The organism is Pinirhizobacter soli (genome assembly GCF_015905305.1).
In the GTDB taxonomy this organism is placed as follows: Bacteria; Pseudomonadota; Gammaproteobacteria; order Xanthomonadales; family Rhodanobacteraceae; genus Pinirhizobacter; species Pinirhizobacter soli.
The window spans coordinates 631,254-645,027 of sequence record NZ_JADZLQ010000002.1 but is presented as its reverse complement, the minus strand read 5'-3'; the positions used below and the strand labels follow the sequence as shown (position 1 = coordinate 645,027).

The 13,774-nt window shown below is 65.4% G+C and carries 9 protein-coding genes; 3 read left to right on the top strand and 6 right to left on the bottom strand.

Annotation, left to right across the window (positions count from 1 at the left end; translation table 11 throughout):
• Positions 1 to 160 precede the first annotated feature (160 nt).
• The 4 genes from NDK18_RS12755 to fabV form a co-directional block, all read right to left on the bottom strand.
• Positions 161 to 589 carry an H-NS histone family protein gene (locus tag NDK18_RS12755; protein ID WP_250623895.1) on the bottom strand — a complete coding sequence of 143 codons (429 nt, stop codon included), beginning with the start codon at positions 587 to 589 and terminating at the stop codon, positions 161 to 163.
• A 68-nt stretch (positions 590 to 657) separates the two neighbouring features.
• Positions 658 to 1,212, bottom strand: coding sequence for an energy transducer TonB (locus NDK18_RS12750; RefSeq protein ID WP_250623894.1), 555 nt, complete (start codon positions 1,210 to 1,212; stop codon positions 658 to 660).
• A gap of 54 nt (positions 1,213 to 1,266) precedes the next feature.
• The gene (locus NDK18_RS12745; RefSeq protein WP_250627973.1) at positions 1,267 to 3,984 is read right to left on the bottom strand and encodes a family 78 glycoside hydrolase catalytic domain; all 2,718 of its coding nucleotides are present in this window, start codon (positions 3,982 to 3,984) and stop codon (positions 1,267 to 1,269) included.
• 20 nt (positions 3,985 to 4,004) lie between these two features.
• Entirely contained in the window at positions 4,005 to 5,210 is a 1,206-nt protein-coding gene (gene fabV / locus NDK18_RS12740) for an enoyl-ACP reductase FabV (RefSeq protein WP_250623892.1), read from the bottom strand.
• A gap of 178 nt (positions 5,211 to 5,388) precedes the next feature.
• Here fabV and NDK18_RS12735 point away from each other — a divergent pair, with 178 nt between their 5' ends.
• Positions 5,389 to 7,512 carry a PAS domain S-box protein gene (locus NDK18_RS12735; protein WP_250627972.1) on the top strand — a complete coding sequence of 708 codons (2,124 nt, stop codon included), beginning with the start codon at positions 5,389 to 5,391 and terminating at the stop codon, positions 7,510 to 7,512.
• 66 nt (positions 7,513 to 7,578) lie between these two features.
• Positions 7,579 to 8,997: a lysozyme inhibitor LprI family protein gene (locus NDK18_RS19425; RefSeq protein WP_250623890.1), complete on the top strand. Its 1,419-nt coding sequence runs from the start codon at positions 7,579 to 7,581 to the stop codon at positions 8,995 to 8,997.
• Between the two features lie 13 nt (positions 8,998 to 9,010).
• On the opposite strand, the gene NDK18_RS12725 is transcribed toward NDK18_RS19425, so the two are convergent.
• Positions 9,011 to 10,597 (bottom strand): inorganic phosphate transporter, encoded by a 1,587-nt coding sequence (locus NDK18_RS12725; protein ID WP_250623889.1) that lies wholly within the window; start codon positions 10,595 to 10,597, stop codon positions 9,011 to 9,013.
• Positions 10,598 to 10,773: 176 nt separating this feature from the next.
• Between NDK18_RS12725 and NDK18_RS12720 the strand changes: the two genes are divergently transcribed.
• Complete coding sequence (locus tag NDK18_RS12720; protein WP_250623888.1) at positions 10,774 to 12,585, top strand: EAL domain-containing protein; 1,812 nt, start codon at positions 10,774 to 10,776, stop codon at positions 12,583 to 12,585.
• Here the strand turns inward: NDK18_RS12720 and NDK18_RS12715 are convergent.
• Entirely contained in the window at positions 12,546 to 13,772 is a 1,227-nt protein-coding gene (locus NDK18_RS12715; RefSeq protein WP_250627971.1) for a cation:proton antiporter, read from the bottom strand. The genes NDK18_RS12720 and NDK18_RS12715 overlap by 40 nt on opposite strands.
• Positions 13,773 to 13,774 lie beyond the last annotated feature (2 nt).

The window sequence follows — 13,774 nt, the reverse complement described above, 5'->3', positions numbered from 1 at the left end:
CCTCGAAAACCCACGCCCGCAACGCGCGCGCGCCGGGGCGTAAGCCATAAGAAAAAGCCGCGCAGCGGCCTCTTCTCCCAAGCGCCGGTGGAACCGGAGCGACGAGGCTGATGGCCCCCGGCTCCCGCGACCACACCCGAGCGACGAGGGCGTCCTCGGTTTACGCGCGCTTACGCGTGGCTTTCTTCGCCGTGGACTTCCGGGGTGCGGCCTTTTTTGCCGTGGTGGTCTTCGTTGTTGCGGGCGTGCGGGCCGGATCGATCAACAGCGTTTCGGCGGTGACGCCGCGCTTGCGTACTGCTTCGATGAACCAGTTGGGTTTCTTGCCGAAGCCTGTCCAGGTTTGCGACGGGTTGGCCGGGTTGCGGTAGCGCGCCACGCCTGCGCCGGCACGTTTGGATTTCTTCGTGCGCGTGCCCAGGGCAGGGAAGACTTCGGCAAGTTCGAGGCCTTCGGCCTTGATCATGCCCTCGATGGTCTTGCGCAACGCCTTGACCTGCTGGCTACGGGCGCCTTCCACGCGGGATTTAGCATCGGCGATGAGGGCGTGCAGTTCCTTCGGAGAGAGAGCGTCGAGCTTGAGCGCCATGCGGTTTTTATCCTTGCTTATGCCATATGGAAGCCTAAGCATAAGCGATTCCGCCTGTATAGAGCCTTTCACTTGCCTGCGGCGGTCTGGCGCATGGTCAGCGCCCGTGCCTCGTCCTCGGCAGTCACCAGCTTCCGTTGCGCATCGAGCTTGGCGCCCAGGATCAGCAATACGTAGTTATCCGGATCGTATTCGCGCAGCAGGGTGATTTCGCGCTGTGCCTCGTCCAGATCCTTGTCAAGGATCGCGCGGTCGATCTGGTCGGACGCTTGCGGGAAGGATTCGCGCAAGGCCTCCTGCGCCGTGGCGTTGGTCTTGTCCAGGTCAAGCACGCTCATGTAGTACTCGAAAGCGTTGTTGCCCTGGGGGGCAATCAGCCGGTTTTCACGGATCGAGGTGCGTGCCAGGCCCAGCAGGATGGCCGTGGGCGAGTCATCGGTGTCAGCGGAGTCGTTGCTGGGCGCCTGGGCAGTGGCGGCGCTGGACGTATCCGTGGTGGCCGCAGCATGGTGTCCACGCCAGGCCACGCCGCCGATCACGGCAGCCACGAAAAGAATGCCACCGGCGATGAGCGCGCGTGGCAACGGGCGTTTGGAGGCGAGGATCATGGTACCTGCTTGCATGGCTTCTGCCGCGCGAATGCCGCGGGCAGGGGGAGTGCGCACGCTAGCCGGTGATTATTGCAATGATGTTGCCGGCATCGAAAAGTCGTAGTGGCCCGAGTCCACGGTGACGCATGCGCCGGGCCCGCAGGCCTTGCCGACATGGACCCCGCGCGCCTTGTCCAGCGTCGTGCCTGATTCGCTCGCACCGCGCAGATTGTCCGTGGGCAAGCGCACGAGCGCCGTGGCGCCGACGGGTACATCCACCTTCAGTTCCAACTGCGAGCCACGGCGCTGCCACGAAACCGCAGCATCGCCGTAAGGCGTCAGCACGCTGCCGCGCGCGTGGTCGAGGAAGCCGGTGAACAGGGGTGCCACCTCGATGCGTCGCCAGCCCGGTTCCAGCGGACGCAATCCGGCCACGTCGCCGAACAGCCAATCGTCCGCGGTGCCGAGGAAATAATGTCCCCACGAACGCGATGCCGCCTTCCAGTGCTCCCAGAGGCTCGTCGCGCCCTGTGCGCGCCAGAAACCCCAACTGGGGAAAGTCACCTGGGTGGCCACGGCAAAGGCCTCGGCCTCGTGGCCGGAATGGCTTAGCACCGGCAGGATGATCTTAGTGGCCAGTGCGCCGGTATCCAGGTGGTTGCCGCGGGCACGGACATCGTTGGCCAGGTTCGCGGCGATCAAACCGCGATCGGCTTCCGGTGCAAGACCGAAGGCCAGGGCGAAGAGATTGTGTGCCTGGCGATAGCCCCGGTCGACCTGGCCACGATAGACATGGGCATGGGTGTCGTAGAACGCCTGGTTGAACGCCTTGCGAACGTTGTCGGCCATGCCGCGGAAACGAGCCGCATCGCTGTCCTTGCCAAGCACGTGCTCGATGTCGGCCATGGTCGTGACCATCCGGTAGAGATAGGCGGTGGCGGCGACGCGTTTGTCCTCGGGGGCGTTCTCGCCATCAGGATCGGTTTCAGGGCTCACCCAGTCGCCGAGCTCCGTGGTGGCAATGCCCCCGGGCGAGCGTGCGTATTCCAGCCTCACGTAGGCGGCCATGCCTTGTTCGTGATCGGCCAGCACGCGCAGGTCGCCGTCGTGAAGGTACAGCGACCATGGCACCAGGATGTACGCCGCATGCCAGGGCGGCGCGCGAACGTCACCCCAGCCCGGGTTGGGAGCGATCAGCAAGGGGGCGCCGTTCGCGTTACGGGCGTCGCTGATGTCATCGACCCACTTGGCCAGCAGGGTACCGGCGTCGAGATTGCGCAGCATCATGTCCGCGCCCACCATCGCATCGCCCGTCCAGCCGTTCTTCTCGTACATCGGGGTATCGGTGGGAATCCCCTGCAGGTTGTTCAGCACGGTGTCCACGGCCGCGCGGTGGATCCAGTTGAGCAGGTCATTCGCGCTATCGAACGACGATGTCTCGGCAACGTCCGAATGCACCACCTGCACAGTGACGGCATCGCGCGCGGGCGCTCCGCCGGGCCAGCCGCTGACTTCCACGTAACGAAATCCCTTGTACGAGAATTTCGCATGCCAGCTTTCCTCGCCCTTGCCCGACAGGGTGAATCGGTCTGTCTGGAAACCTTCCTTGAAATAGTGGTGGCGATCCCGGACGTCCACGCTGCCATCAGGAAGCAGTTTCTCGCCATAGCGCGCGACAATGGTGTCGCCGGCGCGGCCTTTTGCGACGAATGTCGCCCAGCCGGCGATCACGCGCGGGAAGCGGAATACGTAAACGCCGGGCGTCGGCTGCGTCACTTCGTTGGCCGCGAGCGTGGTGGCCACGGTGATCGATGGCTGCGGCTGGGAAACCAGGCGCCCCCGCGGTGCGGGAACAAGCGATGCCGCGCGCCATGCGGAGTCGTCGAAGCCGGTTGCGTCGAATCCCGGTTGCGCGCGGCGCCCGTCGTAGGTTTCGCCGCCGTAGAGATCATCGAGCAGGGTGGGGCCGTCGATCAGCTTCCAGTCGTCGCCGGTGACGATGTCCTGGTGCTGTCCGTTGGCGAAGTCGATGGCAAGCCTGGCACGTACGCGCGGTTCGCCATGCCACGGCGCTCGCTCCCAATGCCAGACATCGGGATTGGTCAGGCCATAGAAACCGCGGCCCAGTTCCATGCCCAATACATGTCCGCCCGCAGTCTGCAGGGCGGCGGTAAGGTCGGTGGCCACGTACTGCACGCGCTTGTCGTAATTGGTGAAACCGGGCGACAGCACGGCAGGGCCGACGGGCTTTCCGTCCAGCGTAACGTCGGCATAGCCACCGGCGGCGACATACAGTGTTGCCCTCGCCACTGGAGCTTCGGTGCTGAACGGCCGGCGCAGCAGCGGCGCGGCGCGTGTGCCTGCATCGCCCTTGCCGATCCAGCGTGCACCCGCCCAGGCGGTTTCGTCCACAAGGCCGGTGGCGAAGCTCGCCGTGCGTGCAGCGTGACCAGAGCTGGTATCGACGTCCACCTTCCAGAAATAGCGCGTACCCGATGCCAGGGCAGGGCCGGCGTAGGCGTGGCCGAACGGTTCGGGCGAGGCCACGCGGCCGCTGTCCCAGATATCGGGCTTGCCGTCATCAAGTAGACCGGGCGACGTCGCGACGGTGAGGCGCCAGCTAAGTTGTCTGGCCCCGCGTTGGTCGCTTTGCACCTGCCAGCTGAAACGAGGGTGCGCCGCATCGATCGCGAGCGGCGTGTCCTGGCTTTCCACGCGAAGGCGTGAAAGCGTGGCGGCAGCGTCGTGTGGATTCGCGTGGACGAATGACACGCTTGCCACGCCCAGGGCGATGGCAAGCGGCATCACCCTTGTCCGGCGCTGTGTCAAAGCTCGATGCAGTCGAACTCGGGGTTGGGCTTGACGTCGGCTTCGTAGTTCACGTCGGGGCGCGCGAAACCGAACAGGTGCAGGAAGCCGATCTTGTACCCGCGGTAATCGGTGGTGTCGAAGAGGTTTTCGGTGGTAACGCCATCCCACTGGGCGGTGCATTCACTCTGAACGTCATCGCGCAATTCCCAGTCGTCCAGGCGCAGGCGGCCCTCCTCGTCCACGTCCGGCACTGCGCCGTCGGTACGGTACAGGCGCTCGCGGAACAGGCGGTTGGTCTGCTCGATGGTGCCCTCGTGCAACCGTTTTTCCTTCATGATCTTGAAGACAAGGGATACGTAGAGCGGGATCACCGGGATCGCGGCGCTGGCCTGGGTTACCACCGATTTCATCACCGCGACCTGGGCCACCACGCCATGGTCGGAGAAGCGCCGGGTAAGCTGGTGCGCGGTGTCGTCAAGGTGCTGCTTGGCCTGGCCGATCGAGCCGTGCCAGTAGATCGGCCAGGTGATCTGGGTACCGATGTAGCTATAGGCCACCGTGCGGGCATTCTTCGCCAGCACGCCGGCGCTGGCGAGCGCATCCATCCACAGGGCCCAGTCTTCGCCGCCCATCACCGTGACGGTGTCCTTCACTTCCTGCTCGGTGGCCGGTTCCACCGCCACCTTGATGATCGCGTCCTTGTTAGTGTCGATCGAGGTGGCCTGGTACGACTCGCCGATGGGCTTGAGCGCCGAGCGCACCAGCTCGCCGGTATCGGGCAGCTTGCGCACTGGTGAAGCCAGGGAATAAACCACGAGGTCCACCTCGCCGCCCATTTCGGCCTTGATGATCTCGATGGCGCGGGCACGGGCCTCATTGGAGAACGCATCGCCATTGATCGATTTGGCCCAGAGGCCGGCCTCATGGGCCAAGCGCTCGAAGGCGGCGGAGTTGTACCAGCCGGCCGTGCCGGTCTTGCTTTCAGTGGCCGGCTTTTCGAAGAAAACGCCGAGCGTGGCGGCGCCGAAACCAAAGGCCGCGGTGATCCGCGAGGCCAGGCCGTAGCCGGTGGAAGCGCCGATCACCAGCACGCGCTTGGGACCATCGGCGCGGACGCCCTGGATGCGGGTGGCTTCGATCTGGTCGATGACGTTTTTCTCGCAACCAACCGGGTGGGCGGTGGTGCAGATGAAGCCACGGACTTTCGGGTTGATGACCACGCGCTTTGATCCTGTGTTTGCGGAAAGGGCATTTTAGCGGCAAGGCACCCCGGGCCGGGTACGCGGGCGTATGTTGGGCCGGCTGGGGGAAGGGCACCCGCGTGAACCGTAAGACGGATTTTCCACGCCAATTCTGCTAATCATGCGCTGCGCATTCCTCCGGCTCCCCTTCGCTACCATGACCCGACCGGCTCCCCTACCGTCCAACGAAAGCCGACGCATCGCACGGCTGCATGAACTTGCCGTCCTGGATACCGGATCCGAGCCGCTGTTCGACGCGCTGGCCAGGGCTGCCGCCCTGGTCGCCGGGACACCGATCGGCATGGTGACCCTGGTCGACACCCACCGGCAGTGGTTCAAGGCCAACCATGGCCTTCCAGGTGTCAGCGAGACCCCGCGAGAAGTGGCCTTCTGCGCCCATACCATCCTTGAAGACGGGCTGCTGGAAATTCCTGATGCACGGGAGGACGAACGCTTCGCCGCCAATCCCCTGGTCACCGGCTCCCCCGACATCCGGTTCTACGCAGGTGCGCCCATCAGCCTGCACGACGGGCTGCGGATGGGCGCGCTGTGCGTGATCGATCGCGAACCGCGCCAGCTCGACGATCGCCAGCGCGCGATCCTTGCCGAACTGGCCCACGCTGTATCCGAGGCGCTGGACCAGCGTGCCCTGGTCATCGACCGCAACGCGGCGCTGCAGCGCGAAGCCGATGCCGGCGAGCGGCTGGCCCAGATCATCGACGGTACCTCGGCCGGGATCTGGCACTGGAACGTGCAAACCGGCGAGCTGGAACTGGACGGGCGCTGGGTGGACATCATCGGCTACCCGCCGGTGGAGATGGCGCCTTACACCACCATCAGCCTGCCCACGCTCAGTGGGCCGTCAGCCTGGCAGCGCCTGGTAGAGCGCGCCCGGCGCCTGGCCTCTTCCGGCAGCGACGAATTCGACGGGGAGCTCAAGCTGCGGCATAAGGACGGCCACGACGTATGGGCGCTGTTCCGCGGCCGCATCACCAGCCTCGGGCTCGGTGGCCAGCCGCACTGGATCCAGGGCACCGCGATCGACATCACCGCGCGCAAGACCGCCGAGACACGCCTGCGTGCAAGCGAGGCATTCCTGGACCGCACAGGCCGCATGGCGGCCGTCGGCGGCTGGGAGATGGACCTGGAAACCTACAAGATCACCTGGTCGGATGCGACCTGCCGCATCCACGGCGTGGCCGAAGGTTATGCGCCTTCCATGCGCGAGGGCCTGGCGTTCTATGCGCCCGAGGCCCGCCCGGCGATCGAAGCGGCATTTACCCGTGCCATTTCCGACGGCACCAGCTGGGACCTGGAGCTCCCCTTTGTCACCGCCGATGGGCGAGACATATGGGTGCGCACCTTAGGTTCGGTCGAGCACGAAGACGGCCGCGCCCGGCGGTTGGTGGGTGCGTTGCAGGACATCACCGTGCGCAAGCAGGCGGTGGAAGCCCTGGCCGAGAGCGAGCAGCGCTTCCGGCGCCTGTTCCAGAACAGCCTGGGCCTGATCTGCACCCACGACCTCGACGGCGTGATCCTGTCGGTCAACCTGGCCGCCGCACGCACCCTGGGATACCGCGTGGCCGAGATGATGGGCCGGTCACTGCTCGACTTCATGCGCGATGAAGTGGCTGCGGCCTTTACGGCCTACCTGGACAGGGTGCGCAGCAATGGCGCGGACTCAGGCGTGCTCGAGCTCATGGCCAAGGACGGTACCCGGCATACATGGCAGTACAACAACATGCTCGACACCACCGGCCCCGAGACCTACGTGCTGGGTCACGCCCAGGACATCACCGAGCGGCGCGACCTCGAACGGCGGTTGCGCGAATCGGCGATCCGCGACCCGCTCACCGGTTGTTTCAACCGTCGGTTCCTCGCCGAGGTCGAAGCCGATCCCCGCCAGCGGATCGCCTGGGGCTGCATCGCCATCGATCTGGACCGCTTCAAGCAGGTCAACGACACCTATGGCCATCAGCGCGGCGACGAGGTGCTGGTGGCGATGGCGCAGTTCCTCCGCACGCATGTGCGGCCCGACGACGCGGTGGTGCGCCTGGGCGGGGACGAATTCCTGGTGATGCTGCGTGGCGCCGATGCCGACGCCACGCAGGCGATCGCCACCCGCATGCTCGACGACCGCAGCCAGGCCCCGATCGGGTTCACCGTGGGGCAGGGCCTGCGCCACGCCGACAACACCCTGGAAGACGCCATTGCCGAGGCCGACCGCAAGCTCTATGAGGTGCGTGCCCAGCGGCCGGCCTACAGCCGGCACGCCAGCTAATCCCCAGCCGGGTGCGCCCGGGCGGCGAACCGTCTAAACTCCCCGGAGAAACAGGGGGATATGCGCGTGACGTCATTTGGTGTGGTGCTAGCCGGCCCGAAAGCCGGCCAGGCGGATGTCGATTGGACGCCCGTCGCCCGGGCCTTGGGCCTGGACCAGGCAGCTTTCGCGGCAAAGGTACTTTCGGCGATGCCGCTGCTGGTGCGCAGACAGCTGGACGAAGCCCTTGCCACTGAAGTGGCCGACCGGCTGGCGGCGATCGGCGCCATCGCCGAGGTCGTTCCCGACCGCGATCCCTTCGTGTACATCGAACGCGAGGGCGCCTCGCTCGGTCCCGTGCCGCACGCCGCGCTCGAGCGATTCATCGCCGATGGCGAGCGTTACCGCCTGCGCAACACGCGTGAGTGGCAGGTGTGGCAACGACCGGTGGTGTCCTTGCCATCGGACGAAGTTGAACCGGCACCGCTCCCCGAGGCGATAACCGAAGTTGAGCCGGCATCGCTCTCCGAAGCGACAACCAACGATGTCGCCGCGGAACTTGACGTTCCGGTGGCTTTCGAGCCGCCGCCACCCCCGCCGCTGCCCGTCGACGCCTCGGCATTCCCGCCGGCATGGACGCAGCCGATTGTCGAAGATCAAGCATCCACGGAGCCGGTGGAAGCGAAGCCGCCGCGCTCGTCGATCGCCGCCATCGCCGGCTACCTGGGCGTATTTTCGATCGTCCCGGGAGTGGGCCTGCTGGCGATGCTGGCCGGCATGCTTGCCGTCCGTGACATCCATCGCCATCCGCAGAAGCAGGGCATCGGTCGTGCGCGCTTTGCCATCGCAGTCGGTGCGGTGTTGTCCGTCGTGTGGGCGGCGCTGTTCGTGCTGCGCGATGACATCCGCCTGCCGTCGACGTCGCAGGTCAACGCGGTCACCGCCGGCCAGCTGGTGGCTGACCGGCAGGCCCCTGCGGTCCCACGGCCGGTCGCTGCCGCGCCAGTGGCAGTCACCGGATCGCCGGCACCCGCGCCTGCCGCATCCACGCCTGCAACCGTGCCATCGGCCGCGCTGTCGCCGCCGGCAACGTCCTCCAGCGCTCCCGCGCCCTCGGCGGCCCCGGTAGCTACAACCCTTCCTGCGCCGGCGTCCTCAGAAGCGCCCGCGGCGTCCGCTCATGTGGATCCCGCCAGCGTCGCGGCCGAAAGCGCCGGCCCTTCGTTCGACTGCAAAAAGTCGCTCTCCATGACCGAGACGGTGATCTGCGCCAACAAAGCGCTGTCCGCGCTCGACCGCGAACAGGCAGCGGCTTTCAACAAGGCCTTGGCGCAAACCTCCGGCGATCGTGCCACCACCTTGCGCGAAGGCCAGGCCGGTTGGCAGCACGAGCGCAACGAACTGTGCGGCAGCGATACCAAGTGCATCGAACGCTACATGCGTGCACGCCTGGCGACGTTCGCGCCGCCTCCGCCGCCGAAGGGTGCCGCGCCGCCTTCACCATAAGGCGGCTCTAGGCTTAGAAAACGTGGCGGAACACCCAGAACAGGCACGCTGCAAGCGCGATCGACGCGGGTAGCGTGAGTACCCAGGCCATCAGCATGCTGCGTACGGTGGCCCACTGCAGGCCCGATCCCTGGGCGACCATGGCACCGGCCACGCCCGATGACAGCACGTGCGTGGTGCTTACCGGCATGCCGAAGCTATCGGCCGCGGCGATGGTGACCGCCGCCACCACCTCGGCCGACGCGCCCTGCGCGTAGGTCAGGTGCTGCTTGCCGATGCGCTCGCCCACGGTGCGCACGATGCGGCGCCAGCCGACCATGGTGCCCAGGCCCAGCGCAAATGCCACGGCCACCTTGACCCAGGTCGGGATGAATTTGGTGCCGTTGTCCAGCGACTTGTGATAGTTGTCCAGCACTGCCTGGTCGCTCGGGCTGAACGCGGGCTGCTTGGCCTTGCTCATCACCCGCAGCGCTTCGGAACTTAAGTACATGTTGTTGCGCACGTTGTTCACCGCGCTCTGGGGAACGTCGGCCAACGTGGTGCTGCGGCCCACCTGGCCGCTGATGGCGTCGGTGAGCTGGCCGAGCGCTGCGATGGTGGCCGGCTTCAAGTCGTGCGAGTTGATGTAACGCTCCAGTTCCGCGCGCGGATCGGTGGCCGGAGCAACACCGGCGCTGTTGCGGGCGAATACTTCACTGGCCGAATGCGCTACCGCGATGAACGTCTGCGTCTGGCTGGGCGTGACCGCGCGATTGAGCGCGTAGGCGCCCGGCACCGTGCCGATCAGGATCAGCATGATCAGGCCCATGCCCTTCTGGCCATCGTTGGAGCCGTGGAAGAATGACACGCCAGTGCAGGTGAGGATCAGCAGGCCGCGTATCCAGAACGGCGGCGGTGCTTCACCCTTGGGTTCCTGGTAGAGCTCAGGCACCTTCACCAGCGCACGCAGGAGCACCAGCAGTCCGTAGGCCAGGGCAAACCCCAGCAGCGGCGAGAACAAAAGGCTTTTGCCGACATTCCAGGCCTGGCTCCAGTCCACAGCGCTCGTGGCATCACCCGAACTCATCAACTGGTTCATCAGGCCAACGCCGATGATCGATCCGATCAGCGTGTGCGAACTCGACGAGGGAAGGCCGAGATACCAGGTGCCAAGATTCCAGATGATCGCCGCGATAAGCAATGCGAACACCATCGCAAAGCCCGTGCCCGAGCCCACGTCCAATACCAGGGCGATGGGCAAAAGTTGCAGCACCGTATAAGCCACCGCGCCGGTGGAAACCATCACGCCGATGAAGTTCCAGCCGCCGGACCAGACCACCGCGAAACTGGCAGGAAGCGCTCGCGTGTAGATCACCGTGGCCACGGCATTGGCCGTGTCGTGGAAGCCATTGACGAATTCGAAGCCCAGTGCAATCAACAGGGCGACACCCAAGAGGACGTAGGCGAGGGCGGGGCTGGAGGGCACCACTTCCAGGTCGTGGCCAAGCTGGGATGCCACGTAGATCGCCGCCGCCAGCAGGAACCCGCCAAACAGGCCGAAGCCAAGGTAACGCTGGAGTGGGGAGCCTTTGACGCCTTCGCCTAGGACCGCGCTGTTCATGCCGTTGCTCCGGGATCACCTTGTGTCCCACGAGCAATAGCAGCCGATTGTGACCACTCGGTGTCAGCTAGAACGGACACAGCAACTGTTTGATTTGCTTAAGTGTCATCAAAAATTCATTCAAGCGGTCAACGTCCGGGTCGATATCATGCCAACACTGTTCCTCGGCCTAACGCATGCCTCGCCTGGAAACCCCGCACTTAGGTTCAGACCCTACCTCGATCCTCGACCAGGCCCTTTCATCCGCTTATCTGCGCGCAGCCTTCCAGCCGGTAATCCGGATCCAGACGGGCGCAATCGTCGCTTACGAGGGTTTGATCCGCAGTCACTTGCCCGGCGCTGCATTGACGCCGATCGACCTGCTGGACCTGGCACGCGCCCGCGGCAAGCTTGGCGAATTCGAATTGCGTGCAGCGCGCTGCATTGCCACGGAGTTTTCGCGACAGGCGCTGAGTGGACGCCTGCTGGTGAACCTGAGCGCGCACGCGGTGTTGCATGACGGGATGCGGCCGGACGATGTGATCGATGCATTGACGGTGCCGGGACTCGACTTCGGACGCATCACCGTGGAGATCACTGAGCGGGACATCGTCGAGAATGCCGCCGCACTCGCGCATGCACTGGGTTACCTCCGCGCGCGTGGCGTGCGTATTGCCCTTGACGATTTCGGCAACGGCCATTCGAACTTCGAGATGTGGAACGAGGTGCAGCCGGAGATCGTGAAGATCGACCGCTACCTGATCAACGGCTTGTCCAGGAGCGCGGAGAAGCTCGCCATCGTGCGTGCCCTGTGCATGGTGGCCGAAACCCTTGGCGCCGAACTCGTGGGCGAAGGCGTGGAAGAGGGTGACGACCTGTGCATGCTGCGCGAACTGGGTATTCCCTTCGCTCAAGGGTTCCTCATCGGGCACCCGGAAAGCGAACCGGCAGCCCTGGTGCCGGCGGCAGCGATGCTGGCGCTGGCCAGCGCCAGCGTGCCGGTGCCTCCGCGTCCGCGCGGTCCGGTGGGCGCCAGGCCACTCAACGCCGAGCACCTGTTGATCCAGGCACCGGCATTGGCACCGACGCAAACCAATGAAGACCTTGTGCAGATATTCAGCACCGATGAGCGGCTGCATGCCGTAGCGGTGGTGGAGGATGGCCAGCCCATCGGCATCGTCAACCGGCGCGCGTTTACCGAGCGCATGGCACAGCCTTTCGCCCGCGAACTCTTCGGTCGCAAGAGTTGCACCAGTTTCATGAACGCCCATCCGCTCCTGTGCGACGCGGAGCAGTCGCTGCAGAGCATGGCCGATATCCTCCGCGGCGAGGACCAGCGTTACTTGAGCGATGGCTTCGTGATCACCTCGCAGGGCCGTTACCTGGGGCTGGGCACCGGTGAATCGCTGGTGCGGCGCGTGACCGAGATCCGCGTGGAGGCGGCGCGCTACGCCAACCCGCTGACCTTCCTTCCGGGCAATATCCCTGTCGCCGAGCATATCGCCCGGCTGCTGGAAGCCGGGCGCCCGTTCACCGCGACCTACTTCGACCTGGACCAGTTCAAGCCGTTCAACGACCTGTACGGATATTTTCGCGGCGACGAGATGATCTGCCTGCTGGCAAGCACGCTTACCGGGGACCTGCGCCACGACAGCGACTTCGTCGGGCACATCGGGGGCGACGACTTCGTGGTGCTGTTCCAGGGCGACGACTGGCTCGACCGCTGCACGCAGATGCGCCTTCGCTTCAACCAGATGGCTCCAGCCCTGTTCGACGCCGCCGATCGTGCGCGCGGCGGTATCGAGGGAGAGGATCGCCAGGGTAGCCGCCGGCTTATTCCCATCACCACCGTGGCTGTGGGCGCAGTGACCTTCGCCGACGAGTTCCCGCGCCATGCCGAGGCCGTGGCCAGCCTTGCAGCCGCCGCCAAGCGCATCGCCAAGCGGGGCGCCGGCTTCCACGCAGTGAGCTACGAAGCGGAAGTTCCCTCGGCGCAGCCGATCGTGTGATCGGCAAGCTTTCGATGCGCCAGCCTCGGCGCGACCATCGGTACCGTCAGCATGGTGCTGGCCACCGCCATCAGCAGCAACGCGGTGAAGGTTTCGCTGCTGATCAGGTGGCGGTCCAGTAGTACGTTGACGAAGATGATCATGATCAACGCCTTGGTTTGCAGCAGCCAGCCGACGATCCAGATGTCGCCGCGTGCCCAGCCGAGCATCTTGCCGGCGATGCCGACGCCGGCGAGCTTGCCGGCCACCGATGCCACCAGCAACACGGCCGCGGCGATGAAAACCGAAGCGCCACCGATCGACCAGTTCGTACGCAGGCCCGTGGAAAGGAAGAACACCGGCATCACCGTAAGCAGTACGTGGCGGCGGAGCAAATCCATGTGTTCCTGGTTGAACCATTCAGAGTCGGTGACGACGCCAGCGAGGAACGCGCCCACCATGAAGTGCAACCCCGAGAAGTCCGCGCCGTAGGCACACAGGGCGAGCCACACCATGCCCACGTACCAGCGATCGCTTTCCGGGATGCGGCGCATCAGCTTGCGATAGCCAATGGATACGGGCACCAGCAGGGCCAGGAAGATCGCCTGTTTACCGACGCGGTCGAAGTCCAGCAGGATCAGCGCCAGCACCCCCCAGATCATCACGTCGTCGAGGCTGGCATAACGCAGCACACGCTTGCCCAGCGGTTCACGCAGTACGCCCAGTTTCTCGAGCAAAAGAATAAGGATCGGCAACGCCGTCACCGCGCAGGCCATGCCCACGCCCAGCACGAACTGCGTGTTCGTGCCCTGCGTGCCGAGCCAGCCGTCACGCCACGCCAACAGGCCCACCGCCGCGGCGCAGCCGAACAGCAGGGGTACGCCCAGGGCCAGTGCCGCGGTGGTACCGCATTCCTTGCGCTGCGCCCAGGCGGCTTTGAGATCCAGCTCGATGCCGGCGATCCAGACGAAGATCATCACGGCCCACCAGGCCACCCCGTTCAGCGCGGTCACCACAGAGGGGGTGAAGATGGTCTGGTAGTAAGCGGGGTAGGCGGCGCCCAGGATGCCTGGGCCAAGCAGGATGCCGGTGAGGATCTGCACCACCACCAGCGGCGCGTAGTAGTCGGTGCGGCCGAGCCGCCAGATCAGGTAGGGCACGGCGAAAATGATCACCATGGCGATCAGGAAAAGCTCGGCACTGTTCATCT